Genomic DNA, 26,976 nt, shown 5'->3' on the forward strand with positions numbered 1-26,976 from the left:
ATTGTACGGAGGTTAAAATTTAAATCCCAAATCGGGTGCTCGTTAGGAAAGCGAGATGCCGCCGTCCACAACGATGACCTGGCCTGTTATGTAAGAGGCGTCTCCGGAGAGGAGGAACGATACCACCCTTGCAACCTCTTCCGGGGAGCCTATCCTCTTCAGCGGTATCCTGTCCTGCACGGAAGAAAGAGCCTTCTCGTCCCCCCAGAGCCACTGCGTCATGTTCGTCCTTATGAAGCCCGGGGCCACGGTGTTCACCCTGACCCTGGGCGCCAGGGAGAGCGCCATTGACCTTGTGGCGTGTATGAGCGCTGCCTTGGTGGCCTCATAGGATATGGAGCCCAGGCCCACCCTGAGGCCTGCCAGTGAGGATATGTTCACTATCGCAGAGCCGTCCTGCATCCTTGTGTGCAGGGACCTCACGAGGAAGACCGGCGCTGTGAGGTTCACGCTTACGACCCTGTCCCATACCTTTCTCTCGACTGCAGTGACGTCACCTATGCCACCAACGCCAGCGTTGTTGACCAGCCCGTCAAGCCTCACACCCATCTCCTCGATCCTCCCAGAGACCGTATCGATGCCCTCCTGCCCGGAAAGGTCAGTGACAACGTCCACCACCATGTCCCCGTACCTCTCCCTGACCTCCCTGAACTCACCGTGCTCCTTCCTGTGCACTGCAATGACCTGCCAGCCCCGCGAGAGGAGGTCAGATACAACAGCGAGGCCCATGCCCGTGGCTGAACCTGTGACAAGTGCAGTCCTGGCCATACACTCCCATGGCTGACATGTACTCAAAGATTCAGTGGCTCTCCGGACTTAAAACGCCACTCTCCGCACTGGCCCTCTCGCACTCGTGCTTTATCCTCATGAGTGCGTGCCTCGTGCCCGTCCTGAAGTGCTCCGCAATCCTCCCCTCGAACAGGCGGAGGTAGAGGGAGAGCGACACCTCCCATGTGGAAGAGAGGCGTGTCCTCCCGCCCTCGCCAGAGACCTCCTCCACCTTCATGCCCTTAATGGGCCCTGTGAGGTAATGGGTCTCGAACCTCCCCTCTCCCATACTGAACCTCACAGTCCCGGTCCGCGGGAAAGCGAACCTTATCCTGTAGACATCGGGGCCACCTGAAAGCTCCCTGGTGCCGTGCCAGAACTCCGGTATGGTGCTTATGTTGCTCACGACAATGAACACCCTCTCCGGATCGGAATCTATTTCCACGCTCTCCCTGAACCTTATCATGGTGTAAGGATCTAAACACACTATATATCTGTGGACTGTGCCCACGAAGAGAGGCGACTGTATGCCATTATGTTCGCCTCGCTCAAGACCTTCCTGAGCACACTTACACCGGCTTTCTGGCCCTGGTCACCATAAGTGTCTCCAACTAGCTCGAAGCACACCACTGGCCTAACACCTATGTCGAAGAGCTGCATCGAGAACATCACCACAGAGGCTGAGGTCTCCACGCCAGTGACGAGCACTTCCCGAATCGCGTTTTCCCTGAGCCACACAGAGAGCTCTGCTGTCAGTGGGCTGTAGGTGTTGTGCCAGAACACAGGATAGCGTGAGAAATCGAACTCCTGCATAAGTTGCCTGTCACCCTGTTCCCTAAAGCCTGGCCACCACTCCATGAAACTCCTGAATGGTGAGATTTCATCGTTCTTGAAGGCGCACACAGCCACCGGAAGCCCGCTAAATGCCTCCGTGCGAAGCAGGTCTGCAACCCTTATCAGCGCAACAACCGTTGACCTGCACCTGAGCCCTCCTGCGGGTCTATGATGACGACGGCCTTCGTGTGCCACCACCTCCGAGGAGCACGAGAGAAAGAACAAGAGAGACGAAAGAGCCCAGCAGTACACCTGCATCGGAATTCCTGAAGATTCCTGTGGCAAGGGGCCCAGTGAAGAACGGAGACGAGGAGAGGAGGAAGGCCACTGCCGTTCCGATGAGCCAGGAAAGCAGGGGCCTGGCAGGGCCATGTACCCGCACCCTCCCAGAGAGGAGTGTGTGTACCACCATGACCATGCTCCATGGTCCAGCCCAGTCACCAAGCAGGCTCAAAAACGACTCGAAAGACCCCAGGAAACTCCTCAGGGAGAGGAGTATGAAGGCTGCACCTGCCCCGGACACAGCGGCGTCGATCCAGACGCTCCTGTACCTCGGCATTCTCAGGCCAAGGAGCAACAGGTTGAGGCCAGATGAGTAGGCGTTCATTATGTTTGTGCTCGTGTTCATACCGAACCCCAGGACATAGTAGACGGCAAGGAACCATGCCGGCATTAGGGAGCCTATGAGCAGGAAGGGGTTAGAGGAACTGGCTATCTCTTCCCTAGACACGAGGAGGAAGCCGAGCATCGAGAGGGCGAACAAAGGCAGGAAAGCCCCGATCAGTGGGTACAGGACTACTTTCTTCTCACTTGTCCCCAGTGGCAGGTACCTGCTGTAGTCAGATGCGTAGTTCACCCAGCCCAGTGTAGTGCCTGAAAATATGAACGTGACAGCAGACACGAATGCGCCAGGGCCAGCCCCTGGACTGTCCAGAAATGCATAGTCCACGTGTGGCCAGAGGAAGAGTATCACAGGTACGGTCAAGAGGCCGAACGTGTACGAGGCATACTTCTGGAAGGAGGATACGGTTGCGTGCCCAAAAATAGGCCACACAAAGGTTGCAGCCAGCGATACCGGGAGTGAGACCGAGACCGCTTCCAGGTAACCGAACCCAAGGAGGCGCTGGAACAGCGTGGTGAGCAGGAGAGTGCCCACACACATTAGCGCAGTCTCCCAGCCGAGGACTGTCAGGTACGAGAAGAGCGTGGGCAGTATGTTGCCCCTCCTCCCGAAGACCACGGACGAGGAGACCATCATTGTCGATCCCTGCCTCACACCCGGCAGGGAGAGGATGCCAACAATGACGAATGTGAGGAGGCCTGTACCTATGGCAGCTACAGCCTGCCAGAAGTTAAGGCCAAGTGAGGCCACAACTGCACCGTACACTATGTTGAGGATGCCAAGGTTGCTGGCAAACCACAGGTAGAAGAGCTCGCGTGCATGGCCGTGCCTGTGTTCCACGGGCACTGACTCTATGCCTGCACTCTCGATCCTCAGTGGCCTGTCATCAAAATCAACCATATGGAACCACTGTCCGAACATGTGTTCGACATATTAATACATAATGTTCCCTTCAACTGCGGTCTGTGATCGCTACGGCATGTATTTAAAAGAGTGGGGGAGTTTTATTTAACTGGTTTCAGTTAGGGCTACCGTGCGCAGAGAGGTCTATGTTGCTGCAGGTGCGGTGATTATAATCGTAGTGGTGGTTGTTGCATCGTTCACGCCACTCTTCACTATACTTAACCCCAACAGCGGGGTAGAGCAGAACTCAAGGAACCTGGTGATAAAGAACGAGACCTACTTCGTCCAGGGCCTACAGAGGCCTGTGGCTGTCATAGAGGACAGGTACGGCGTCTACCACATATACGCCGAGGACAACAACGATATGTTCCTGACGCTCGGGTTCCTGCAGGCTAAGGAGAGGCTCTTCCAGATGGAGCTCATTGCCCTTGCATCAATGGGCAGGCTCCAGTACCTGCTCGGAAGTGGCTACGCCAACTACGACAGGTTCCAGACGCTCGTTGGGGTGCCGGTGACAGCACAGAAGGACTGGCAGGAAATGCTGGGCAACGCGACAGTAAACGCCACCGATGCCGAGAGCGTGCAGGCACTTGAGGCCTATTCGGAGGGCATAAACGACTACATAAACTACTCGCTGGCCCACAACCTCCTACCACTGGAGTTCAAGCTCCTTGGCAAGAAGCCCCTTTACTGGAACCCGGTGTTCTCCATCGCCATTCAGGAATACATGATACAGGTCCTAGAGTTCAGCGATGACCCCCTGCTCTACAGCCTCATGTACAGCAGGATGGGGCCGGCGATAAACTCGATCATACCGCCCTTCAACCCCATACAGACATACTACTACGCCGGCTACTCAGGAGAACCGAACAGTACCGTGCTCGCGATATCGGAGAACAACTACATGGTAAACAACACGGTGCAGTCGCTTGCGCTCAGACTGGCGGAGGAGTGGGACCCGCTCAACCTCCTCGGTACCAACCCGCCGGAGCACAGCAACGAGTGGGTCGTGGCCGGGAACAGGACGTCCACCGGGCACCCGATCCTTGTGGGCGGCCCCGTGCTCTCCTTCACCCTCCCCTCCATTTGGTTCCAGGTGCAGCTCACAGACCCGTACTACAAAGTCTACGGCGTTGTGCTGCCCGGTGAACCCGCAGTCATAATAGGGCACAACGAAAACATCGCGTGGACTCTTACGGATACAGAGGCGATATCCTGGGGCACCTTCTTCTTCGTGCAGACCGTGAGGGATGGGCAGTACCTGTGGAACGGCACCATGCACCCCCTCACACACTACCATGTGAACGGCATGACCGTGAACTGGACGAACCTGGGGCCGGTGATGGTGCAGGACGGCTCGACTGCCCTGGTCATGGACTGGATGGGGAACAGGTTCAGCAACGACCTCGGAGCGCTCCTCGGTGTCATGAGGGCCTCCAACTACACGCAGTTCAGGGACGCCCTCTCCATCTGGGAGGCGCCATACCAAAACTTCGCTTTCGCTGACAGCAGCACCATTGCTGACATATCGCCCGGTTATTATCCTGTCTTCGCAGACAGCAGCGGCCTGCCGTACAACCCCAACGGCATCATGCCCGGGAACGGAACTGAGTACATTGTTTCCTCCATACCTTACAGCATGGTGCCCCAGGCCGTCGACCCCGCAAGCGGCTTCATAGTCAGTTCGAACCAGAGGCAGGTGGGGCCGGCATACCCGTACTGGTTCGGGGATACGATGAGCTTCTCACCAGGGTTCAGGGCCCAGCTGGAGGTGGACTACCTGGAGGACCACACAGAGCTGACACTCCGGGACATGATGACGCTGCAGTCCGAGAACTTCACGGATACGCAGGCGGAACTGCTCCTCCCGCATATCGAGGCTAACCTCTCTTCCTCCATGAACGCAAGCGTCGAGGACGCGCTCTCCATACTCTCCGGCTGGAACTACAGCATGGAGCCCTCATCGAAGGCCGCAAGCGTCTGGTTCTTCTCTTACATGTATATCTTCAACGACACCTTCAGCCACATATTCGAGGACTATGGAATATACCCTGCATACAGGAGCGTCCTGAACGTCAGCGGCATGGGCGGCAGCTTCCTAAACACGATAGGGATACCATCGCTCGGCCTCGCACTGACGGAGATGCTCATCACAGGGCATGGACTTCCCGGACTGGGGATGAACGTGACGCAGGTCGAGGTGCAGGGAGTGGAGCAGGCCATGCACTACCTCTACAGCATGTACCCGGATGGGAACTTCACCTGGTCCCACTTCTACGGCTTCCAGTTCCCCAGCATCCTAGGCATTAAGTCAATAAGTGTGGGCCCGGTTACCGTTGGGGGAGATTACAACACCCCCAACGACGCGCCTGGAGTTGGCCCCTATAACTTCCCAGCGTCAGGGCAGAGCTTCAAGATGGTGGTGAACCTGGCCAACATATCCGATTCCTTCGGGATCTACCCGGGCGGGCAGAGCGGTAATCCAGCCAGCACACAGTATGCAAACTACATCAATGACTGGGCCAACGGTACCTATCTGCCACTGCTCTATTACCCCAGCTACGACGTGTTCCCTTCCAGGGACATAATGGCGGAGATAAGCATACTGTGAGGTGGTGGAAGTGAACAGGTACGCTTACCCGCTATCCTTCGGCGTTGCGGCAGCCCTCACATACCTTTTCCTTATGTCGCCCATCTGGTACCTTACCATCCTCGCTGGCCTTCTCTCCGCACTACCGTTGTACGGAAAGCCAATACCTGTGGCCCTCTGCTCCATGGCCGGATCCGCGGTGGGGCTGGCAGGTTACCTTTACCCCCTCATACAGGATGGCCTGGGCAGGGAGATGGCTGTGGTGGGTGCCATTGCTGGCATATCCGGTGGTGTCCTCACTGCACTGGTCTTCGTGCTGACCATGGCAATGGCGGCTGGCGGCTCGCTGATAGGGAACTACGCCAGGTCGTTCGTCAATTTCTGATTTCCCTCCGTGCGCTGGAAAATGGAGACAGGAACATGGCCACAGTAACCGCGAGGGACACGTAGACCAGTGCGTCGAGGAGCTCTGCCAGGTTTTGCTGCCCGCTGGCCTCATAGAGGACTGCGAACGCCAGGACTATGAGGACCGAGAGGAGGGAGGATAGGAAGGAGGAGGCTATCCTTCCCCTCACACCCAGGCGCGGTGAGTAAAGGTGGGCGATGGGCATGCAGACCGCAGTGACCATGAAGGTCACTGCAAGGAGGCTCGTGTTCGGGACGACGAGGTGCTCTGCCCTGACCAGTAACAGGCTCCCTGCGGAGAGGACCACCGCAGCGGTTGCCTTGTAGGCCAGGGAGTGCCTCCCGTGGAGGAGGTAACCGAGGAATGTGAAGAGGGATATGCCCCCGACTAGACCGGCGAACAGGTACGGGAACTGGTTGGTGTAGCCGAGGAGGTATATCAGGTAATAGGCATAGCCCTCAGTGAGAATAAGGGAGGAGGAGAGGAGTGATGCAGCCACAGGAAACGGAATGCCACGGAGGATCGATGTTGCCCTACCTTCCATGGCCACCCCTCCGCCTGAGATACCCGGCAGTAGCAACTGCCACCTGGACCAGGACTATAATGCCATAGAAGAGAGGCTGCTCATAGAACGGTATTATATAAGTGTCCTTCTGCACGAAGACCGTGGAATTGACCCGGGAGAGATTGAAGTCCGAGCTGCCGTACCTTGCGTAGGGCAGCTGCGAGAACGGTATCTGAGGCTCCAAGGGGAAGAGGGAGGTGAAGTTGTAGCCTGATGTATTGTTGACAGGCCTGAAGTATATGGTTTCCGGGACCGGGAAACCCTCCTGTGCGCCGAATACGATCGGTGGCCTTGCGGTGTAGTTGCCCCTGTACTCATGGGTGAAGTCGAACATGTCGATGGGTATGTTGGAGAGCGCCACCAGGCGGTTCAGTGCCGGGAGTCTCCAGTTGTAGTCGATGAAGGCTATGAGGGAGGTGTGCGTCATCAGGGTGCCAGATATGTAGTCCTCCTTTGCATACGGCGATATGACGATAAGGGGCACCCTGAAGCCCAGCTGCACGCCGCCTATGGAGGGCGGGGGCACCTGGTCATAGTACCCTCCGAACTCGTCATAGGTTATGAATATGGCAGTGCTGTTCCACTCGGGGCTCCTCTCAAGGAGGTCCACAACATAAAGCAGGAAGAGTTCGCCGTTGAGCACGTTGTCTGGGGGGCCCTGGTCATCGAAGGAGCCCTGGGAGTAGAGGTAGCTGACGGCTGGCAGGTCGCCGTTCCTGGCCTCCTGCACGAACTGTGCCCAGGACTGGATGTTCTGCCTGTGCTCCGCCAGGCCCTGCACGATGGCCAGCTCCGGAAACGGCATAGATGCATTCATTATGTAGAAGCCCCAGGATATGCCGTAGTGCTGCAGCTCACCGAAGATCGTTTCGCTGAAAGGCACGTACGGGGGCGGGCCGTAGTCGTTGATGACGGGCGAGAACCCGGCTATGTAGTAGAGGTGGTTCGGCATGCTCTCTGATATCTGCGGCGCGAAGTAGTTGTCCGCAATTGCGTACTCCTCTGCAAAGTCCCACTCAGGCGCCATCTGGTCAGCAGTGTAGTATGTGAGCGACTGGGGGCCGCTGCCCTGCAGGAAGCCGTCCATCTTCCCGTGGGCCCAGTCTATGTGGTACTGCACGTAGCCCTCATAGGGATCGGGTGTGGTGAAGCACCCATAGGGCACCTGGTGCAGCATTGACAGTATCGAGGTGTTGTTGAGCAGGTTCAGCGGTCTGGAGAGCTGCGATGACAGTGTGGCGTTTCCGGTGAACCGGTTTTCCGGGAATATTTCGAACATGTTGTCGAAGCTGTGGTTTTCCAGGAATATGTTCACGACATGCCTTATCGGCGTCCTTGTGCTGTTCTCACCTGCAGCGTATGCCTGTGCATACCCTTCATGGACGCCCTGGACCCGGAGCCCTCCGGGGATGGCGGCGGACAGGATGAGCAGGGCTGCGAGGATGCAGGTCCACTTCATGCCATTTGCCAGTCATATTTTTTATATAATATTTGGCAGCCGTGAGTGTAGGACACAGTGTCCCATCACAACCAGGTGTGATGGAACCTTTCCATGGGGCTGCATGACCGCCAGAACTCTTGTGGTGCGCACACCCGGACTTGCCCGTCAATCCCATCCAGGTATCCGTTTCCCCATGATGGGCTGTTAAGGAACTTTATTAGCAGCTGTTCGCATAATGCATCAAATCAGTTCAACCGGATGGTGATGGATTGGACAGAACTGGTCTCGCCGTCCTGGGGATAGACCTCGGGACATCTTCAGTGAAGGCTGCCGTGTTCGATGCGTCCGGTGGGCTCCTATCCTCTTCCGTCAGGCCATACGGCATCAGGGTGGACAGCTCCGGCATGGCAGAGCAGGACCCCAGGGACTGGGTGAGGGCGAGCATCGATGCTGTGAGGGACGCACTTGACGGTGCCGGGAATGTCAGGGTAAGGGCCATAGGCCTCACCGGGCAGTGGTCCGGAACTGTGCCCGTTGACAGTAACACCGAACCCCTAGGCAACGCCATAATCTGGATGGACACCAGGGGTGCACGGGCAGTGAGGAGGCTCGCAGGTGGCTTCCCATCCCTGGGCGGCTACAGGGTCGACAAGCTTGTCCGTTGGATCAGGATAACAGGCGGCGCACCCGCGATGTCAGGCAAGGACTCGCTTGCCCACGTCCTCTACCTCAAGGAGGAGGAGCCGGACAGATACAGGGAGGCATGGAAGTTCCTTGAGCCCAAGGACTTCCTCGCTGCCAGGCTCACCGGTTCAGTGAAGGCGTCCTGGGACAACATAGCTCTCATGTGGTGCACCGACAACAGGAACCCTGGCAATGTCATGTACGATAAGGGCCTTGTGAGGCTCGCTGGACTGCAGATGGACAAGCTGCCGGAGATAGTCAGCCCGGCAGACGCGGTGGGCGGCCTCTCCAGAGAGATGGCCGGCGAGCTGGGGCTGGGCGAGGGGCTGCCGGTGATCTCCGGGGGCGGCGACATGCAGTGTTCCCTGATAGGCTCAGGCTGCACACAGGAGGGTGAGGCCCTCCTCTACCTGGGCACCTCCTCGTGGATAACGTCGCACGTGAAGAGGAAAAAGACAGATGTGGCCCACAACATCGCCTCCCTGCCAGCAGCGCTCCCTGGCCTCTACTTCCTGGCCGCGGAGCAGGAGAACGCAGGCTCCTGCCTTGAGTTCGCCTGCGACCTCCTGGGCCTGAAGGGAGACTATGGGCGCGTACACGAGGCCGTAGCAGCTTCCGGGGAAAGCGGTGCGATCTTTCTACCATGGCTCATGGGCGAGAGGGCGCCGGTGGAGGAGCCCTGGCTGAGAGGCGGCATCTTCAACGTCTCCCTCTCCACAGGGAAGGGAGAGGTTATTAGGTCCGTGATGGAGGGTGTTGCCCTCAACTCCAGGTGGTTGCTCGGGCCAGTGGATGCATTCCTTGGGACAAGGTCTGAACCACTCAGGATGGCTGGGGGCTGCGCGCTCTCTCCAGACTGGCCCCAGATATATGCGGACGTGACTGGCAGGAGGGTACAGGTAGTCCGTGATCCCAGGGAGGCAACTGTCAGGGGCGCAGCGATGCTCGCGGCCATGTCCACTGGCCTCGCTGACATGGATGCGGTGAGGAGGTGCTGCTTGCCATACAGGGAGTTCAGGCCCTCCGGTAAAGACTACTCGGAGAGGTACGAGGTGTTCTTGGAGCTCTACAGGAAACTCAGGAGGGAGATGAGGAGGATGAACTCGCGTCAGGTGTAGAGCCACTCCACTATGTCCTTAAGGAAAGCGTCCACCTGCTCCGCAGGCAAGGACATGGCTGTTCCGTATACAGGGGCCATGCCTGCGGTGCTCCCAGCGTGCTTCGCCTGCACGGAGGCCCAGGCCAGGTCTTCCAAGAATTTTCCAGTGACCTCGCCGCTGACGTGCCTCATGGTGAGGGCTATGTGGAACGCGGGTGGGTCGATGAGGCCGCTGAGCATCCACCCCCTGCTGCCCATCAGGTCCATTATGGCGTGCGGGTTCCTGTCATCGGAGGTGAAGGCGATGACCCAGAGAGGCTTACCCAGCACCCTGATCCCGTCCACAGACCTGGCGCCCTCCACGATCCTCTTTCCGGCCTCCAGGATCCTCTTTGAGGCCTCCCTGTAGCCCCTCCTCCCCATGAGCCTCATGACCGCCCATGCGGCTGCTATTGGGTACCCGGGGCGGCTGCCGGCCATCGTGGGTGTGAAGTATATGCCGCCCTGCCACTTGCCCGTCGCGTATAGCTGCTCCTTGAACAGCTCCGGCTCCCTGTAGAGGACAACAGAGGTGCCCTTGGGTGCGAAGCCGTACTTGTGCGTGTCCATGGATATGGATGTGACGCCAGGCAGCTCGAAGTCGAACCTGCCAGAGTAATAACCGAGCTCCCTTGCCCAGGGCATTATGAACCCGCCCAGGCAGGCGTCCACGTGCATCCCGATGCCGTGGTCCATGGCGACCTCCGAAAGGTCCTCTATCGGGTCAACGGCGCCGTGCGGGAAAGATGGGGCGGAACCGACAATTGCGACTGTGTTGCTGTTCACAGCCTCCTTGACCTTCTCCACGTCTGCCCTGAAGTCCCCGTCAAGGCCAACGAACCTAGGCCTGATGCAGAAGTAGTCACAGGCCTTGAGGAAGGCGGCGTGTGCGGACACCGGTAGGACCACCTCGGGCCTGTCTATCCCATTCTTTTTCCTGAAGTAGTCCCTGTAGGTCTTCATGGCCAGCAGGATGCTCTCCGTGCCACCGGATGTGACAGACCCCCTGGTGAGCTCGTCGCCGTGCATTATGGAAGAGCACATCCTGACTATCTCCCTCTCGTACTTGGTCAGGCTGGGCCATATGTCCGGGTGGAGAGGGTTCGTCTGGGAATATATCCTGTAAACTCGCTCATAGAACCCCGTCATTTCATCCCCACCATGGTACACTGCGCCTGATACCAGGCCCTGCTTCCAGCCCTTCTCCTCCTCCCTGGTGTAGGAGGACATCTCCTCCACTATGGTGTCCGCATCAGTGCCCTGCTCCGGGAGTTCGCTGATGGAACCTCTGGCCTCGTACGGTTTCATCTTCCTCTCTATCTGCTCAAGGAAGGAATCGCTGTCCGGCATGCAGGCAAAAGTCCAATGGCCTATTTTAGGGTTTCACATTTTTCCCGATTCCTTCTACCTTGTGTGCTGTGTGTGCCGGTATACGCGCCAAGGTGTGGAAAGTGTTATAGCACGACGCAGGATCAGTGGTGGCGTCCTTCTGCAGGGCGCAGGGCAGGTGTTCGGATTTGGAGTTCGGCACACTCGAGTACATGAGGGAGGTGCAAAGGGTAACGAACGGCGACAGCAGGTTCGCACAGATGATGTCCGGTAACGACGCATCGTTCACATTCGTGATGGAGGAGGAGCCTGAGAGGGGCGTAGACAGGCCGGTCACTGTGGGCTATTCAGTCAGGGCAGGGAAGATCGATGACGTCTGGACAGGGAAGAGGGAAACTGACTACACGATCTCAGGAAAGTACTCAGTCTGGGTGAACCTGCTCCTCGGGAGGCAGACCGTCACGAGCGCGTTCCTCTCCAGGCGGCTGAGAGTTGATGGTGACTTCAACCGCATACTCAGGATGGTGCCTGCCACAGAACACTGGCTCACACTGCTCAGGAGGGTCGCCACCGAATTCCATGGAGATTACTCGAAGTTCAACCTGAAGGGTGAGTGAGCATGGCAAGGAGCGCTGCTTCCCTCATCACCGAAACGCTCGGGAATTACGGCGTGAAGTTTGTCTTCGGCGTGCCCGGCGACCAGCTCTACTCCCTCATGGACGAGTGCCTCCGTTCGGGAATAGAGTTCATTTCCTTCAGGGATGAGAGGTCAGCGGCGCACGCTGCCGGGGCATTCTCGAGGCTGACCAACCGCCTGTCAGTCGTCGCCTCAACCGTCGGGTCAGGTACAGCGAACCTGGTGGGCGGCGTCTACCCCTCATGGGCTGACGGTGTCCCGGTCCTGATAATAACGGCACAGAACCAGACCTTCAGGCCCTACGCTGACAGAGGATCCATGCAGGCCCTTGACCAGGTGGCGCTCCTCAGGGGCGTGACGAAGTGGAGCGCGTACATAAGCAACCCGGATGCTCTGCCCGGCAGCCTCGTCAGGGCCATACACACCGCAACAAGCCCCCCTTTCGGCCCAGTTCACCTGGACGTGCCATCTGACGTGCTCTTCTCCAGGGACTACACATCAAGGCCCGCAACTGAGTTTCCCAGGTACGCCCCCTCAGGCCCATCCCCGGAGCAGGTTGAGGCCGTGGCCAGGGTGCTCTCCGCAGCCGAGAGGCCCCTCCTCCACCTTGGCAGAGGGGTGGTCGCATCTGGCGCGGAGGACCTGGCATTGGGGCTGGCAGAATTTTTAAGGATACCGGTGACCACGACCATGCAGGCACGCGGTGCCATACCCGAGGACCACGGCCTGTGCCTCGTGCCGCTGAGCTACGGTGCCATAGCGGCACAGAGGGACGCTGACCTCGTGATCTCCGTCGGGTGTGGCCTGAACGACCTCGACTTCTTCGGCAGGCCCCCGGTGTGGGGCGAGGCCGGGCAGAGGTGGGTCAGGGTTGATGTGGATCCCGGGAGCTTCGCCAGGGGCAGGGTTGCAGACATACAGGTCGTCTCCGACGCCTCCGTATTCCTCTCGTCCCTCCTCAGTCACCTCCGGAAAACAGGAGCGGGAGAGTTCAGGTGGGACATGGGGAACTACAAGGGCCTTGAGGCCTCCTGGACCTCGGCCATGTCAGCGGGCCTCCAGAGAGATGGAAGGCCAGTGCACCCCCTCCAGGCTGTGGCTGCCGCGAGGGCCTCGTTCCCCAGGGACGCGGTCTGCATAGTGGACGGAGGCAACACTGCTGTCTGGGCGCACTACCTGAACAGGGTGTACGAGAAGAGGGCGTTCCTGAGCAGTGCTGTGGGGAGGGCAGGTTACATAGGCACTGCGGTGCCTTTCGCAATAGGCGCGAAAATTGCGAGGCCGGAGAAGGAGGTCTTCTGCATCACCGGAGACGGCGCCTTCGCCTATTCCATGAGCGAGCTGGAAACCGCAAGGAGGCTCGGCACACCGTTCGTGTGCGTGGTCCTGAACGATGCCTCATGGAGCATGATGAAGTCGGCGCAGACAACATACTACTCCTCAAGGTACGTTGGCGTGGACTTCGGTGATGTGGACTATGCCGGCATAGCGAGGTCCATGGGCTGCTTCGGCGTGAAAGTGGATGACCCTGGAGAGCTCAGCAGGTGCATAGCCCAGGCCAGGGAATCGGGCATGCCTGCAGTTGTGGACGTGAGGGTCGATCCAGGGGTGACGCCGCCGGACTTCCAGACGCTGACCGAGATATGGCTGGAGGGCTGCGACCTCAGTCCCTGACGCCAGCCTGCCCCGCCATGCCGCTCCCTGCCCCGGGCCTCGTCTCCCTTATCATGAGGGACAGGAGCGCTCCTGCAAGGACGAGAATGGCAAGGACGAGCACCGCCAGGAACCCCGGGTCAGACGCCTCCACTCTGAGGGCGTCCTGCAGGCTGTACAGTGACGGCACCACCACTATGAGGAGGAGCGCGCCGACCTGTGAGAGGAGCCAGATGAGCCCTGCGGCCGTGCCTGCGTTTTCCTCCCCTGCGCTCTCCAGAGATATCTGCAGGCCCAGGGGCGCCAGGGAGATCAGGAAGAATCCCTCTGCAAAGGAGACGACGAAGTAGTAGCCAGCGGGCATCCTAAAGGAGAGGGCGAAGAGGAATAGGGCGGAAAAGAGGCTGTTTGCTATGACGAATTTCCTCAGCGAACCCCATTTCTCCGCCACCACGGGGACAGCCACCATTCCGGATATGCCTGCAACGAGCATGATGGCGCCGGTGATCCCACCATCGAGGGGGCTGATACCCCTGCCCGCCATGATGGTCTCGATCCACTGGGCCAGGGAGCTAAATACCCCCACACCTATGAAGAAGAGTGCCATGAGGACCTGGATGTTCCTGATCCTGATGACACTCCTCATGCTGCCCATGAAGTGCGCAGACGCTTCAGGAGGCGTTGCCATGGGCTGCTCCCTGGAGAATGCCAGGAATGCCAGGAATGAGGCCGTGCAGACCGCCGATACCAGGACCATGCTCCTCACAATCTCAGCATACGAGGGTGATGGCACCATTAGGGGCACGGTGACGAGCGCCAGTATCATGCCCAGGATCTGGCCCATTGTTCCTATCCCGTTGGCCAGGGCCTGCTCCTGCCTGGGGAACCACTCGCCTGACAGCTTCGATATACCGTTGAATATGAAGGGCTGCCCCACGGAGGCCAGGCTCTGAAACACGAAAAGCACCTCAAAGTCAGTACCTGCCAGGAGCCTGAGCCACGAGAAGACCATGACGGTGCCGGCACCTGCAAGCACAGGTACCCTGAAGCCCCTCCTGTCAATGAGGAGGCCCACAGGAATCGAGAGGGGTATAAACACCAGGGGCCAGACAGCGGACATCAAGCCCAGCATGCCCAGGCCCGCGTGGAATACGTCCTGAAACTGCGGGGTGAGTATGCCGGAGAAGTTGAGCCAGACGAACTGTGACGAGAGGGCCACCATGGTGTAGCCAATGAGCACAGGCCACCTGCGCGGGTCAGCTGAGCTTTTTTCCATGCCGGAAAAACAATGGTGAAAGGCGTATATAAGCGTATCATTTTTCTAAATATATTACACAAACTGGCGGAAAGCGAGGGCACGGGCACGGATAAAGGTATATTATATCCAAGAGCATATTTGCCCGATGGCATCCCCCAGGCGCCTCAACCAGGATGAGGCCACTGTGAGGTCCATCCTCATAGACCTCGGGCTCACCGAGAACGAGGCAGACGTTTACCTGTCGCTGATAGAGCATGGCAGCATGTCGGCCGGAGATATGCTGAGGAACCTGAACCTCAGGCAGCCCCAGCTCTACGACATAACCTCCTCTCTGGAGAGGAAGGGCTTCATAAATGCCGTTGAGGGGAGGCCCAAGAGGTTCGAGGCCATCAGGCCAGAGGCGATACTGCTGGCGAGGGAGGAGACCCTGAGGCGGAACAGGGACTTCTTCCTCAGCTGGGCCAGGGCAAAGGAGGGCGCCGAGTATATACAGCCGGCGCTCATAAACGCCAGGAACTTCAAGGCTGTGATAAACAACGCCATCCAGGTGGTCCTGGACGCCAGGCACTCGGTCTACGTGGAATCAACGCCTGACATACTGGACGAGATCGCCCCGGTGCTGGGCCTCGCCATGTCCAGGGGCGTAAGGGTAACAGTCCTCCTCTTCAGCCACACGCCTTTGCTCGAGTTGCAGCAGAAGGTGAGGTCACAGTTCAGGGACCTGAGGACCGTGCACCCAGGCCAGTTCTTCACGGTCATAGGCGACGACAGGCAGTCCGTCTTCATGCCGAGGAGCGTTGCCCTTGGCCGGGACGGAAGCAGATACGGCTACGTGTTCAGGGACAGGGACATGAGCTGGTTCCTGGTGCACAACTACTTCAACGCCTGGTACAGGGCCACAAGGATAAATGTGAGCAGTGGGCCTGCAGGGAAGGTGTACTATTCACACAGGCTGGCCATTAACGACATCATGGAGTACGGCCTCAATGGGAGGAGTGCCGTGCTCACAGGGGTGATGAGGGAGAGCGGGAAGAGCGTGACCATGGAAGGTAGGATCCTCTCCTTCACCGTGAGCGAGGACATAGTGAACTTCACCTTCAGTTCCGGGGATGAGAAATACACTGTCGGCGGTTATGACTCGCAGGTCGAGGACATAGAGATGGTGGCCCTGGAGGTCCTCTAGGCCCGGGCGCACATGGGGCCTGGAGCACAAAGGATCGGTCAGCCGGAAAGGACATCTATGTCCACCTGGCCCTGCGGGGTGACCACGTTCCTCATAGACAGGCTGGGCAGGCCCAGGTGCTCAAGCACCTCCGGGCATTCCCTCTTCTTCCCCCCACCCGTGGGATCGTAGCCCCCGATGGCCTCAACCAGTGCCTGTATGAACATGGCAGCGCTCCAGGCCTGCAGGTAGCAGCCCTCCCTGTTCGACATTTCAGGGAAGCAGCCCGGGGAGTACCTGCCCAGGGACCTGGAGAGGCTGAGGAACTCACGCATGGCCGGCCCCACAAGGCCGTACCTCATCAGCCCTATGGCAGCAATGCCGTTGTTCACGGGCATCACTGTACCTCCAGGCGACACAGTGATGCCCCCATCGCCGCTTATTCGCAAGTAACCTGAAGATGCGAATTCCCTGGCCCTCTCCTCCGAGGACATGCCCATGAAGAGTGGCAGTACTGAAGTCCAGAAACCGAGGTCCCTTGGCACCCCTTCCACTATCCTGTTGGCGTATGTGCCAGTTTCCGGGAGCCAGAAGGCCTCGAGCAAACGCCTGGAAGACCGGAGCATCTCCCCCACCTCCTCCCTCCCCAGGCCCGTGGCACCCAGAACACCTTCGGGCACTGTGAGGAGGAGCTCCAGGGAGCGGGTGAAGAAACACACCGTATCTATGTCTATCCCGGAGCCCCTGTCCTGGTCCTCCATGATCCCCCTGCCTGTTAGCCCTGTTTCCCATACGTACCTGACACTGCGGCCCACAGTATCGGAGAGTTCGGAGAATAGGCGCCAGCTGCGCCTCCACATGCTGGCCTCCGCCACGACTGCTGGGAAGAGGGCGCTCTCCTCCAGGTCGCCGCTATTGTACACGACGCCGTTGGTCACCACCTCATGCGGTATCCTTCCACCTGAAGACCGCGATGCCAGGAACCTCAGTGTGTCCGCCACGGCCCTCCATTCACCCGTATACATGGCACCCCTGGCCGAGAGGAAGGTGTCTATCGCGAAGAACCACGGGAAGTCTGGGTGCCCTGCAGTTAGCAGGTGTTTCCCTCCCCAGCGCTGTATGAGCATGGCGATGTTCGACTTCGCCATCTGGCACGCACCCGCAACCCAGGAACCCTGCGGCTCAACCTGGACCATGCGCAGCGGGAGTAGGTACCTGTGCGAAGGGTAGGAGGCGAGGGCACTGCCCCTTCCCTGCGGCAGGATGAGGAAGCTCCCGTACCTGCCGAGCCCCACAGTAAGCGTCTCGCCCCTGAGCTCCATGCGTTCCGCCCGCACGGTAAACTCCAGGCCCCCGCACACGAGCACCACAGAACCGCCCTTGGAGATGATGGAACAGCCCCTGCCTGTGGAGAGCCATACCTCCTGGGGCCTCAGGTCTATGACCATGTCCTTATGGCGCATCCACAGGAACGATATCTCGAGGCCACCACCGGTCAAAAGCGATACGGTCAGTTTCCCCTCCCCAAAGGTGGCGTTGAACTTCCATGGGTACCACTGAACCCTGTCGGGCCTGAGGCGTTCACCCCCACAGTACACGTGCATGGAGCGGAAGAGCCTGAAGGGGTGGTGCCAGTAGCCTGCCATCTCTCCCCTCACGTGGAAGCCCGCATCCGCTTCGCCGAGGTCTGTGGGGAATATCAGGTACTCGTCCTGTGAAGATATTGTGGCGAACCTCCTCTGCGGTGCCTCCTCTACCGGGAACGCTCCTGCCATGCAGCCTCTTCCTCTAGCCTGGCACCATCCTTCCCAAGCACAATGGTATAGCGTGTGCCCCTGTAATTAATGTTCCCTATCGTGGCCCGCCCGGAGGGCCAGCCCTCTGGCAGCCTGCCAGTGAGGGCATCCTGCAGGCCCAGCCATGGGTCCGGTGTAAGGCCGAAGAGCCCCTCGATCACCGACTGCACGAAGAGCGATGAGGACCAGCCCTGGGCAAACTGGCCTGTGGGCACGAACTCCGATGCTGAATAGGTCTCGTTTATCCTCCCGGGGTCATCGGAGCTGAATGCGGCGTCCACGAACGTCTTAAGGGCCTCGAGGCCCCTGTCACGCATACCGTTCCTGAAGAGGGCCAGGGAGAGCCAGCCGGACATCAGGGGCCATACGGTGCCTGTGTGGTACCCACCGTCGTACATCGGGTCCGTGGTGGACATTGACCGCATTCCCCACGGCGTGAGCATGTGCTCCCCTGCCATGAAGTCCAGGAAGCGCCTGCACTCCTCGCACTCCATGTACATGCAGGGCACCACAGTGGATGAGGAGAGTATCCTCCTCTTCCCCTCGCCTATGGAATCAAGGAACACAGACCCGTCCCAGAAGGTATCCCTCACCTTCCTCATGTCCACCTCTCCTGATACACCCATGCCCCACAGGAGGCGCCTGGCCTCGGTGTACCACGCGTTGGCGTCAACGCACTTCCCGTCCCTCCTGTCCGCCCAGGACTCCGGCCAGCCTATGAGTCCCTCTGAGAACCTGTTCTCTATCAGGCCGTCAGAGTCGCTGTCCAGGGATGCGAGGAACCTGGAGACTTCCAGGAGTTCTTCCCCCATCGGGTGCTCCCCTGTCCAGAAGACATAGCGGGCGTAGGCGAGAACCCAGAGCGGGCTGCTGTCCACCGACATGTACATCGTGCCTATCTTCTTCTTCCCTATCTCGAAGCTTGGGTCACCGTCGCCCGTAATCGGGATTTCGTGCGGGATACGGCCCCTGTCGGAGTGGGAGAAGAGGAGCCTCAGGTGCTCCAGTGCCTCCCTCTCCAGGCCAGCGGCCATGGCGGCCATCGATATCCAGAGCCCGTCCCTGCCGAAGAACCATGAGAAGACGGGGTACCCAGCAAAGAACCCTGACCCCGCGGGGGTGGTGTTGAACATCTCCAGCATGTCGTGCTTTGCCCAGAGGAAGACCTTGTCGAACCTGAAGTCACCGCTCCGAAGGACGCAGTTATCCCTGACCCTTGAGTGGTAAGCCAGTGTCGAAAGCAGGTCACCGTCCCTGTAATCGCCGAGCAGGGACACAGTGATGCGGTTCTCACCTGGCCCGAGCATGACCCTCACTGTATTTCCCCTCGCCTCAACAGTGCCGGTGGTGTGTATGCTCACTGGAAGCATACTCCCGCTCACATCCGCACGGCCTTTCCTGACAGCGATTGAGTTCTCGCCTCCGGTGGCCGTGGAGGGCCATGCCCTGGACTGTGTGGTATCGATCTCGACCTCCACCTCCTCCTGCCCCCTCAGGAAGCAGACGAACTTTCCCTGCCCGGGCACCATGAACTGCACGGTCTGCGTCATGCCGTAGTCCCTGGCTATGTAGCCCAGGCCACGCACGTATTTCCTTATCCTTTCCGCCGACCTCATGCCCGAAAACCTGAAGCGGATCGAGCGGGCCACGCAGACGTCAGCGAACCATAGGCCCGTCCTGGACCTGTGCCCGTCCGTAACCAGGGCATCGCCGTTCTGGTAGGACACAAGGTGGGAGCCGTTGCCCGATATGAGGGAGAAGGAATATGAGGAGAGGGGGCCCCTGAACTCCTTCACCCATACCTCCATCTCCCTGTGGTTGTCCCCCTCTCCCACCCTCGTGAGTGTGGAGAGTATCTCAGTAAGGATTTGCCTGTCCCGCATCTATCTCCTCCACCAGTCTCTGCGTCTCAGCATCGAATATGTAGACCTTCGAGTTACGTGCCGTGAACCGGAGCGTTGAGTTCTCAAGCACCTGCCCCCGCACATCCTTCCTCGGTACAAGGGCATTCACCGCTGTGCCGTCAGGGAGTGAGGCTGTGACCAGGAGCATGTCGCCCATCATGGTGCTGTACCTGAATTCGGCCACGATCTCACCGTCGTCTGAGAGCGAGAGGCCCTCCGGCCTCACACCAACCATGACCGCCCTCCCCTGTCCGAAGTCAGTTGAGGTGCGTATTCTCTCACTGCCCAGCGCAACGCTGTGCCCATTGGCCACGCTCCTGATCAGGTTCATGGCGGGGCTGCCAATGAACGACGCAACGAAGACCGTAGCCGGGTGGTCGTAGAGTTCCTCGGGCGTTCCTGACTGCACTATCCTGCCCTGGCTCAGCACCACGATCCTTGAGGCCAGCGCCATGGCCTCGTCCTGGTCGTGGCACACATATATTATGGTCTTCTTCACCTGCTCGTGGAACCTGCGGAGCTCGGAGAGCATCTCATGCCTGAGCTTTGCGTCCAGGTTCGAGAGCGGCTCGTCCATGAGGTAGACCAGTGGGTCCCTGACCATCGCCCTGGCCAGGCCCACCCTCTGCTGCTCCCCGCCGGAGAGCTGCCTTGGCCTCTTGGAGAGGTGCTTCTCTATCTGCAGTGCCTTTGCGACACGGTTCACCCTCTCCTCTATCTCCTCCCTCTTCAGCCCCTTTATCTTCAGGTTCAGTGCTATGTTGTCGTGCACGGTCATGTGCGGGTATAGGGCGAAGTTCTGGAACACCATGGCCACGTTCCTCTCAGACGGATAGAGGTCAGTGACGTCATTGCCGTCTATGTAGACCCTGCCCTCCGTGGGTTTCAGTAGACCTGCAATGCAGCGGAGCAGCGTTGTCTTCCCGCTCCCTGAGGACCCGAGGATCACCAGGAACTCCCCGTCCTGCACCTCCAGGTCTATGTGGTCCAGTGCGACCTTTCCCTCGTATGAGACCGTCAGGCCTTCGACCTTAACTGACATTATGAAACAGGCCTCCCCTGGAGTGCTATCCCTTCCACAAAGTAGCGCTCAAACACTATGAACACTATGAGCGTCGGTATCATCGCCAGTATGTTGACTGTCATCATCTGGTTCCAGTAGATCTGCGTGCCGTTCGCACCCTTGAAGAAGTTCAGGACAAGCGGCAGGGTGAAGAGCCTTATAGAGTGCACCTCCATCAGGGGCCAGAGGAAGTTGTTCCACGAGCTTATGAAGGAGTATATCGCAGTGGCCGCTATGGCAGGCTTCGCTATGGGTGCGGAGATCCTGAAGAAGATCTGCCAGGGGCGGAGGCCATCTATCTTAGCCGCGTTCTCTATGTCATCCGGTATAGTCGTGAAGTACTGCCTCATCAGAAACACGTTCAGTGCAGACGCGATCTGGGGCATTATGAGGCCCTGGTAGGTGCTGAGCCAGTGTATGTCGAGCATGAAGACGTAGGATGCTATCGATATGACAGGGAAAGGTATCATCAGCGTGGCCAGGACTGCGTAGAACAGGATATCCCTGCCAGGGAATTTCAGCCTGGCGAAGGCGTAGCCAGCAAGGGCACCTATGAACACACTCCCTGCAACGACACACACAGAGACGAAGACGCTGTTGAAGTACCAGAGTGGGAATGAGCCGAAGCTCCAGACTGTCCTGAGGTTCTGGATGAAGTAGTGCACGCTCGTCCTGGAGAGGGGGTTGAAGTCCGGGGGGAAGTTGGCGAATATGCTGTTCCTGAAGGACTTCAGGAAGGTCCAGTAGAAGGGTATCACGTAGATCACGAGAAGCACCGACATGAGGATGTAAGCGATTGCGAGCGATACCGTTTTCCTCAGGTTCACCTCACCACCTCCTCTCCGATATTATGCGCCTCTGCGAAATGGTCAGGGCCATTATTATGATGAAGAGGATGAAGGAAGCAGCCGCCGCCAGCCCTATCTCACCTGTGTAGACAAATGTCCGGTTGTAGATGAACATGAGGGGTACGTAGGTGGACCTGGCAGGGCCGCCATCGGTTATGACAAAGACCTGGTCGAACAGCTGCATCGCGCCAGTGAGGCCCAGGATCACCACAAGCACCGTTGAAAACCTAAGCATCGGGAAGTATATGTACCTGAACCTCTGGAGCCCGTTCCTTATGCCGTCCAGCATAGCTGCGTCCATGACGTCCTGCGGTATTGACCTCAGGCCCGCAGAATATATTATCATGAAGTAAGGCGCAGTGCTGAATATGTTCATGGCCATGATGGCCGGAAAGGCATATGTGGTGGAATAGAAGAAGTTGATGGGGTGCACCCCGAACAGTGAGAGGAGGTAGTTTATGGGCCCCTCGGTCGAGAAGACCCAGATGAATATTATCGACATTGAAACCGGCGAGATCACGGCTGGTATGAAGACTATGGCCCTCACAACCCTGGAGTAAGTGGAGACCCTGTTGAAGAGGAGGGCATAGCCGAAGGCCAGGAAGGTCTGCACAGTCACGACCACAGCAGTGTAGATGAGGACGTTGACTATGGCCCTGGCAAAGGCAGAGCTCGTTAACACTGACACATAGTTCGACAGGCCAACAAAATAGATCTTGTGGAAGAACGGGTCGTAGTGGAACAGGCTTATGACGAAGGAATAGACTGCAGGGAAGAAGGTGAATGTGATGAGAAATAAAAAGAGGGGTATTATGAATATTATTCCGGTCCTCCTCTCGGGATCGCTGGAGCGCTTACCTTTCCTCAACCCCACCCTGACGTTTTCGTAAGCCTCCGATGCCATCGGTCAGCACCTTACACGGTGGACGATCCCTTCAGCCCGCTGTTTGTGACGTTCACTATCTGGTCGTAGGCCTGCTGTGGTGTCAGCTTGCCAGCGAACAGGTCCGCTATTGCGTTGTGACACTGGGCCTCCACTGCTGTGAAGTTGGTTGTGTTGTAGTTCCAGCCGTAGGCGAACGGGAACTGCTCACCCGCAAAGCTCTGTATGGGGAAGTTTGTCCTGTACCATGAGGATTCGAGGATCGCTGTCCTGGAGGGCAGTGCCAGGCCCTTGGAGACCCACTGCTGCTCACCTGATGGCCCGGTGAAGAACTCCACGAACTGTACGGCAGCCCACTTCTGCGCGCCTGTCAGGCCAGCGTTCACCGCCAGGCCCACGTTGAACATCATCGTCGCATTCTGCACGTCGTAGGGCATGAAGGCGTAGCCTATTGCTGATGTGTCGTTCTGGAAGTAAGAGCCGTTGGCCAGCAGCACTGGCACAGTCCAGGTGCCGGTAACGACCATGCCCACCTTGCCGGTCGCGAAGTCACCACCGTTCCAGCCAGCGCTGAGGTTGGAGTTCAGCCCGGCCAGGCCTGAGCTGTAGAGGTTGTACCAGAACTCAATTGCAGTGAGCAGTGGCTGGCTGTTGCTGGCCATTCCAGTGCCCGTCTGGTTTATCCACTGCCCGCCTGCCTCGTGCATGAACGCGAGTATCCTGGCAAACTGCGGGCCCACCACCATGGGGTAGTAGCCACTGCCACCGTTGGGGAGCATGCTCATGTTGGCCTTAAGCTGCTTGAGCACGTTCATCATGGTCGTCCAGTTCCAGTGGGTGTAGTTGGTCGGATAGGGCACATGCTCGGCGTTGAATATGTTCTTGTTGAACAGGACAAAGAGAGGGCTCCAGTCCTTCGGCGCGGCATAGAGCTGGCCGTTCTGGTAGAATGTCTGCAGTATCGTCGGGGCGAAACCGCTCAGGTTGTACGAGGCGTTCGCGGAGAGGTAAGGTGTCAGGTCAAGGAGGTAGCCTGCCTTAACGAACTCCGGAAGGGCGTCGTTCTCCATGTACATGACAGCGGGTGCAGAGTTCGTGGAGAACTCTGTTTCCAGCGTGCCATAGTAGTTGCTCGTTATGGGCACGAACTTGACAGTAACGTTGCTGTGCATGGCGTTGAACTCGTTCACCATCTGCAGGTCAAACTCGTACTCCTCGCCGCTGGAGACCCAACCAGAAAACACTATGGTGGTCTTGGCCGGCGTGCTGTGCGCGTATGCCTCGTAGCCTCCCACACCAGCGATAACGATCACCACGACCGCTATCACTGCAATCAGGTTCCTTCTCTCCAATGTATCACCTTCATTCTATACTAATTGTCGTTAGTAATAACTATATTCAGCTATATAAATGTATCCATGCGGTTCTCCACATATGTCCACAAGTATGTATCACCGTTACACGTGGCACCGGTAACTCGCCCGGGAGAGGAGTGCACTCCCAGTAATCACTCCGCGCCGGCACCGGGCATGGCACGAACCATACAGCATGGTGGTGTGCCGTGGATTCTGTCCAGTACGGGCCACTTCCTAATGTGATTGATAGGACATATTTCCTCTCCACAGCGAGTTCCGTCAAAACTTTCCACATACGCTCCGTGAACATGATAAGTTCATATATCAACACGTACTCTTATTTCTGTGTATATATATGAGATAAAGATTACCCAGAGTGATTGCCCACACATCGATGTAACGAACGAGTTCAGGGACGTTTACATACTCGTGATGAACACGATGGAGGAGATGGAGACGCAGAAGATGTTCTCTGTGGTCTATTCACGCTCCCAGGAAGACCTGACATCTGCCCTGAAGTTGCTCGACTCCCACAGGCTCGTGAACGAGCTCGAGCTCATCTCCAGGAGGCCCAACGTGGCCGCGATCTTTTACGAAATGCAGGAAACCTCCATGTACAGGAGGACTGCCAGGGAGGGCTTCAGGATACACCCGATGGTGGCGCACAGGGGGATGGAGAGGTGGTTCGTGGTCTGCAAGAGGGACAGGTCCGCTAACGAGATATACAGGGCCGATGAGACAACACGCATACTCAGCGCCAGGCAGCTGAGCTCCGAGGAGTTCCTGCACGTCTATCCGAGCGTCTTCTACGACCTGCAGCTCCTGCAGCTCTTCGGCGACCTAACGGAGAGCGACTTCAGGCTCCTGAAGGTGGCATTCAACACGGGCTACTTCGAGTGGCCGCGCAAGGTCGACCTGGCTGAGCTCAGCAGGATCATGTCATTGCCGAAGAGCACGCTCTCTTACAAGCTCAGGCAGATAGACAGGAAGATCGCTAAGGTCGTTGACGAGAGGCTTTCCGGGTGAAAAATACTCCTATATAATCTTTTTCACAGGATGACGGGCCGTTTGCCGAATTCTTATACAGGTGGACGTGTATTCATGAGTATATATTGATTCTTCGCCTCCATGGACACAATATTTATTTAAGCACCCCTAATAGACAAAATGTCCTCAGGTGGGCTGCAGTGGCCCGCTCTGAAGATGTGGTTGAAATGGTGACGACGGAGTTTGGATGGTTTGAGGAGGAAGAGGAGGGCTACGCTGAGAAGTACAGGGGAGCCGTGGACTCCCTAAAGATCGAGAACGGTGTCCTGCGGAGGTACCTGACGTACTTTGCGGCCCTCACCAGGCCGGACAATATCGTGCTGATCAGGGGGGACGAACTGGAGGGCATCATCTCTTCCCTTGTCAGCGAGGGTAAGCTGATAAGGCTCAACGGTAAGACGTACCCCAATTCATACCTCTACAGGAGCGACCCCAGCGATGTGGCCAGGTCGGAGAAGAACACTTACATATGCACGCCCGAGCGTGAAGACGCAGGGCCAACAAACAACTGGATGAACCCTGCAGACGCACTTGCCAGGTTCAGGGACCTGGCCAGGGGGGCCTACTCCGGCAAGACAATGTACGTTGTGCCGTACATACTGGGCCCGGAGGAATCGCCTTTCGCAGAGACCGGCGTTGAGATCACGGATAACCCGTACGTGGTCGCGAACATGATGATGATAACAAGGAGCGGGAAGAGGGCCCTCGATCGCATTGGGGAGAGCACCAGATTCGTCCTCGGGGTGCACGTCACGGGCAGCCTGAACCCTGAGGAGAGGTACATAATGCACCTCCCAGAGGACGACATGATACTGAGCGTGAACACGGCCTACGGAGGGAACGCCCTGCTGAGCAAGAAGTGCCATGCGCTTAGGATAGCGAGCGTGCACGCGAAGAGGGACGGGTGGATGGCGGAGCACATGATGGCCATAGAGGTCGTCAGGCCCGACGGTAGGGCCTTCGGGATAACTGGCGCCTTCCCCAGCGCCAGTGGCAAGACGAACCTCTCCATGATAATGCCGCCAAGCGACATGGAGGGCTGGAAGGCGTACCTGGTAAGCGATGACATAGCCTGGATGCACAGCGTCAACGGCTCCCTGTACGCGATAAACCCGGAATACGGCTTTTTCGGCGTTGCCCCTGGAACGAACGAGAGGACGAACCCGAACGCCCTGGACGCCATAAGGCACGACACCATATTCACCAACGTTGCCCTCACAGACAGTGGTGAGCCATGGTGGGAGGGCCTCGGGCCCAGGCCACCCCACCTCATAGACTGGCAGGGGAGGGACTGCAACGGCTGCGAGCAGGCCGCACACCCGAACTCCAGGTTCACCACGCCCATCCTCAACTACAGACAGCTGAGTGCGAAGTACAGCGACCCCAGGGGCCTGAAGGTGGACGCCATGCTCTTCGGTGGCAGGAGGAGCACCCTCGTGCCCCTTGTCAGGGAGGCCAGGAACTGGGCCCAGGGCGTCCTCTTCGGCGCAATGCTCAGGGCAGAGACGACCGCTGCCATAACAGGCAAGGTCGGTGTGGTCAGGCAGGACCCCATGGCAATGATAGCCTTCTGCGGCTACAACATGGCGGACTACTTCAGCCACTGGCTCAGGATGGGCAGCATGGTGAAGGATCGGCCTAGGATATACTACGTCAACTGGTTCAGGAAGGACAGCAAGGGGGAGTTCATCTGGCCCGGCTTTGGAGAGAACATGAGGGTGATCGAGTGGATCACCGGCCGCGTGTCCGGCGAGATCACAAAGGGCATAGAGACACCCATCGGCATACTCCCAGAGGTGGATGACATAAGGGCTCCTGGGGTCAGCAGGGAGAGGCTGGAGGAGATACTCTCCGTGGACAGGGATGGCTGGCTCAGGGAATTGGACGAGGTGGAGGCCTTCTTCAGTCAGTTCGGTGACCGGTTCCCGGTGGAGCTGAGGAAAGAGATCGAGAGGATGAGGGAAGGCCTCGAGAACTGGTGATCCCCTTCTCTGTGTGGTGGGTCATGCCTATTGAGCATGGCCCGGAAACAATATTCTTTTGAACCTGTACAAAGAAACACTAATCTGTATACTTTTTGTACACAACAC

22 protein-coding genes are annotated in these 26,976 nt (G+C 58.2%); 8 read left to right on the forward strand and 14 right to left on the reverse strand.

Features of this window, described 5'->3' with window-relative positions; translation table 11 throughout:
• Nucleotides 1-42: 42 nt before the first annotated feature.
• The 4 genes from IEW66_RS07140 to IEW66_RS07155 are packed head-to-tail and all read right to left on the reverse strand — an operon-like array spanning nt 43 to nt 3,124.
• The gene (locus IEW66_RS07140) at nt 43-768 is read right to left on the reverse strand and encodes an SDR family NAD(P)-dependent oxidoreductase (RefSeq protein ID WP_188681541.1); all 726 of its coding nucleotides are present in this window, start codon (nt 766-768) and stop codon (nt 43-45) included.
• A 31-nt stretch (nt 769-799) separates the two neighbouring features.
• Complete coding sequence (locus IEW66_RS07145) at nt 800-1,234, reverse strand: SRPBCC family protein (RefSeq protein ID WP_188681542.1); 435 nt, start codon at nt 1,232-1,234, stop codon at nt 800-802.
• 20 nt (nt 1,235-1,254) lie between these two features.
• Entirely contained in the window at nt 1,255-1,797 is a 543-nt protein-coding gene (locus tag IEW66_RS07150) for an isochorismatase family protein (protein ID WP_075056600.1), read from the reverse strand.
• Nucleotides 1,769-3,124: a purine-cytosine permease family protein gene (locus tag IEW66_RS07155; protein WP_188681543.1), complete on the reverse strand. Its 1,356-nt coding sequence runs from the start codon at nt 3,122-3,124 to the stop codon at nt 1,769-1,771. The genes IEW66_RS07150 and IEW66_RS07155 overlap by 29 nt, the downstream gene beginning before the upstream one ends.
• A 133-nt stretch (nt 3,125-3,257) precedes the next feature.
• Here IEW66_RS07155 and IEW66_RS07160 point away from each other — a divergent pair, with 133 nt between their 5' ends.
• Both IEW66_RS07160 and IEW66_RS07165 read left to right on the forward strand, forming a co-directional pair.
• Nucleotides 3,258-5,738, forward strand: coding sequence for a penicillin acylase family protein (locus tag IEW66_RS07160; RefSeq protein ID WP_188681544.1), 2,481 nt, complete (start codon nt 3,258-3,260; stop codon nt 5,736-5,738).
• A 10-nt stretch (nt 5,739-5,748) separates the two neighbouring features.
• Entirely contained in the window at nt 5,749-6,102 is a 354-nt protein-coding gene (locus IEW66_RS07165; protein ID WP_188681545.1) for a hypothetical protein, read from the forward strand.
• On the opposite strand, the gene IEW66_RS07170 is transcribed toward IEW66_RS07165, so the two are convergent.
• Nucleotides 6,092-6,667: a hypothetical protein gene (locus tag IEW66_RS07170; RefSeq protein ID WP_188681546.1), complete on the reverse strand. Its 576-nt coding sequence runs from the start codon at nt 6,665-6,667 to the stop codon at nt 6,092-6,094. The genes IEW66_RS07165 and IEW66_RS07170 overlap by 11 nt on opposite strands.
• The gene (locus IEW66_RS07175) at nt 6,657-8,147 is read right to left on the reverse strand and encodes an alkaline phosphatase family protein (protein ID WP_188681547.1); all 1,491 of its coding nucleotides are present in this window, start codon (nt 8,145-8,147) and stop codon (nt 6,657-6,659) included. Before IEW66_RS07175 ends, IEW66_RS07170 begins: the two co-directional genes overlap by 11 nt.
• A gap of 251 nt (nt 8,148-8,398) precedes the next feature.
• On the opposite strand from IEW66_RS07175, the gene IEW66_RS07180 reads away from it, so the two are divergent.
• Entirely contained in the window at nt 8,399-9,931 is a 1,533-nt protein-coding gene (locus IEW66_RS07180; RefSeq protein WP_188681548.1) for a xylulokinase, read from the forward strand.
• On the opposite strand, the gene IEW66_RS07185 is transcribed toward IEW66_RS07180, so the two are convergent.
• On the reverse strand, nt 9,922-11,301 hold the full coding sequence (locus IEW66_RS07185; protein ID WP_188681549.1) for a pyridoxal phosphate-dependent decarboxylase family protein: 1,380 nt from the start codon (nt 11,299-11,301) through the stop codon (nt 9,922-9,924). The genes IEW66_RS07180 and IEW66_RS07185 overlap by 10 nt on opposite strands.
• Before the next feature lie 167 nt (nt 11,302-11,468).
• On the opposite strand from IEW66_RS07185, the gene IEW66_RS07190 reads away from it, so the two are divergent.
• Both IEW66_RS07190 and IEW66_RS07195 read left to right on the forward strand, forming a co-directional pair.
• A complete protein-coding gene (locus IEW66_RS07190; RefSeq protein ID WP_188681550.1) occupies nt 11,469-11,897 on the forward strand; it encodes an SCP2 sterol-binding domain-containing protein in 429 nt (142 codons plus the stop codon).
• Between the two features lie 2 nt (nt 11,898-11,899).
• Nucleotides 11,900-13,591, forward strand: a complete 1,692-nt coding sequence (locus IEW66_RS07195) for a thiamine pyrophosphate-binding protein (RefSeq protein ID WP_188681551.1) — start codon at nt 11,900-11,902, stop codon at nt 13,589-13,591.
• Here the strand turns inward: IEW66_RS07195 and IEW66_RS07200 are convergent.
• Nucleotides 13,581-14,846, reverse strand: coding sequence for an MFS transporter (locus tag IEW66_RS07200; protein ID WP_188681552.1), 1,266 nt, complete (start codon nt 14,844-14,846; stop codon nt 13,581-13,583). The genes IEW66_RS07195 and IEW66_RS07200 overlap by 11 nt on opposite strands.
• Nucleotides 14,847-14,973: 127 nt before the next feature.
• On the opposite strand from IEW66_RS07200, the gene IEW66_RS07205 reads away from it, so the two are divergent.
• Nucleotides 14,974-16,011, forward strand: a complete 1,038-nt coding sequence (locus tag IEW66_RS07205) for a TrmB family transcriptional regulator (protein ID WP_188681553.1) — start codon at nt 14,974-14,976, stop codon at nt 16,009-16,011.
• Between the two features lie 38 nt (nt 16,012-16,049).
• Here the strand turns inward: IEW66_RS07205 and IEW66_RS07210 are convergent, their stop codons facing one another.
• Genes IEW66_RS07210 through IEW66_RS07235 form a run of 6 tightly spaced genes read right to left on the reverse strand, consistent with a single transcriptional unit; the run spans nt 16,050 to nt 23,836 of the window.
• Nucleotides 16,050-17,765 carry a glucosidase family protein gene (locus tag IEW66_RS07210; RefSeq protein ID WP_188681554.1) on the reverse strand — a complete coding sequence of 572 codons (1,716 nt, stop codon included), beginning with the start codon at nt 17,763-17,765 and terminating at the stop codon, nt 16,050-16,052.
• A complete protein-coding gene (locus tag IEW66_RS07215) occupies nt 17,744-19,669 on the reverse strand; it encodes an amylo-alpha-1,6-glucosidase (protein ID WP_188681555.1) in 1,926 nt (641 codons plus the stop codon). Before IEW66_RS07215 ends, IEW66_RS07210 begins: the two co-directional genes overlap by 22 nt.
• Complete coding sequence (locus tag IEW66_RS07220) at nt 19,644-20,732, reverse strand: ABC transporter ATP-binding protein (protein ID WP_188681556.1); 1,089 nt, start codon at nt 20,730-20,732, stop codon at nt 19,644-19,646. The genes IEW66_RS07215 and IEW66_RS07220 overlap by 26 nt, the downstream gene beginning before the upstream one ends.
• The gene (locus tag IEW66_RS07225) at nt 20,732-21,580 is read right to left on the reverse strand and encodes a carbohydrate ABC transporter permease (protein ID WP_229657555.1); all 849 of its coding nucleotides are present in this window, start codon (nt 21,578-21,580) and stop codon (nt 20,732-20,734) included. The genes IEW66_RS07220 and IEW66_RS07225 overlap by 1 nt, the downstream gene beginning before the upstream one ends.
• Before the next feature lies 1 nt (nt 21,581).
• Complete coding sequence (locus IEW66_RS07230; protein WP_188681557.1) at nt 21,582-22,505, reverse strand: carbohydrate ABC transporter permease; 924 nt, start codon at nt 22,503-22,505, stop codon at nt 21,582-21,584.
• An 11-nt stretch (nt 22,506-22,516) separates the two neighbouring features.
• A complete protein-coding gene (locus IEW66_RS07235) occupies nt 22,517-23,836 on the reverse strand; it encodes an extracellular solute-binding protein (protein ID WP_188681558.1) in 1,320 nt (439 codons plus the stop codon).
• Nucleotides 23,837-24,184: 348 nt separating this feature from the next.
• On the opposite strand from IEW66_RS07235, the gene IEW66_RS07240 reads away from it, so the two are divergent.
• The gene (locus tag IEW66_RS07240) at nt 24,185-24,865 is read left to right on the forward strand and encodes a helix-turn-helix domain-containing protein (RefSeq protein ID WP_188681559.1); all 681 of its coding nucleotides are present in this window, start codon (nt 24,185-24,187) and stop codon (nt 24,863-24,865) included.
• A 161-nt stretch (nt 24,866-25,026) separates the two neighbouring features.
• Entirely contained in the window at nt 25,027-26,868 is a 1,842-nt protein-coding gene (locus IEW66_RS07245; protein ID WP_229657556.1) for a phosphoenolpyruvate carboxykinase (GTP), read from the forward strand.
• The last annotated feature ends 108 nt before the right edge of the window (nt 26,869-26,976 follow it).

Origin of the sequence: Thermogymnomonas acidicola (assembly GCF_014646795.1) — an archaeon.
Classification (GTDB): domain Archaea; phylum Thermoplasmatota; class Thermoplasmata; order Thermoplasmatales; family Thermoplasmataceae; genus Thermogymnomonas; species Thermogymnomonas acidicola.

Excerpts from the sequence above, each read along its gene's own strand:
- IEW66_RS07155 (WP_188681543.1), bottom strand. The coding sequence starts at position 3,124 with ATGGTTGATTTTGATGACAGGCCACTGAGGATCGAGAGTGCAGGCATA.
- IEW66_RS07215 (WP_188681555.1), bottom strand. The coding sequence starts at position 19,669 with ATGCGGGACAGGCAAATCCTTACTGAGATACTCTCCACACTCACGAGG.
- IEW66_RS07220 (WP_188681556.1), bottom strand. The coding sequence starts at position 20,732 with ATGTCAGTTAAGGTCGAAGGCCTGACGGTCTCATACGAGGGAAAGGTC.
- IEW66_RS07200 (WP_188681552.1), bottom strand. The coding sequence starts at position 14,846 with ATGGAAAAAAGCTCAGCTGACCCGCGCAGGTGGCCTGTGCTCATTGGC.
- IEW66_RS07210 (WP_188681554.1), bottom strand. The coding sequence starts at position 17,765 with ATGGCAGGAGCGTTCCCGGTAGAGGAGGCACCGCAGAGGAGGTTCGCC.
- IEW66_RS07145 (WP_188681542.1), bottom strand. The coding sequence starts at position 1,234 with ATGATAAGGTTCAGGGAGAGCGTGGAAATAGATTCCGATCCGGAGAGG.
- IEW66_RS07230 (WP_188681557.1), bottom strand. The coding sequence starts at position 22,505 with ATGGCATCGGAGGCTTACGAAAACGTCAGGGTGGGGTTGAGGAAAGGT.
- IEW66_RS07205 (WP_188681553.1), top strand. The coding sequence starts at position 14,974 with ATGGCATCCCCCAGGCGCCTCAACCAGGATGAGGCCACTGTGAGGTCC.
- IEW66_RS07140 (WP_188681541.1), bottom strand. The coding sequence starts at position 768 with ATGGCCAGGACTGCACTTGTCACAGGTTCAGCCACGGGCATGGGCCTC.
- IEW66_RS07185 (WP_188681549.1), bottom strand. The coding sequence starts at position 11,301 with ATGCCGGACAGCGATTCCTTCCTTGAGCAGATAGAGAGGAAGATGAAA.
- IEW66_RS07195 (WP_188681551.1), top strand. The coding sequence starts at position 11,900 with ATGGCAAGGAGCGCTGCTTCCCTCATCACCGAAACGCTCGGGAATTAC.
- IEW66_RS07170 (WP_188681546.1), bottom strand. The coding sequence starts at position 6,667 with ATGGAAGGTAGGGCAACATCGATCCTCCGTGGCATTCCGTTTCCTGTG.
- IEW66_RS07175 (WP_188681547.1), bottom strand. The coding sequence starts at position 8,147 with ATGAAGTGGACCTGCATCCTCGCAGCCCTGCTCATCCTGTCCGCCGCC.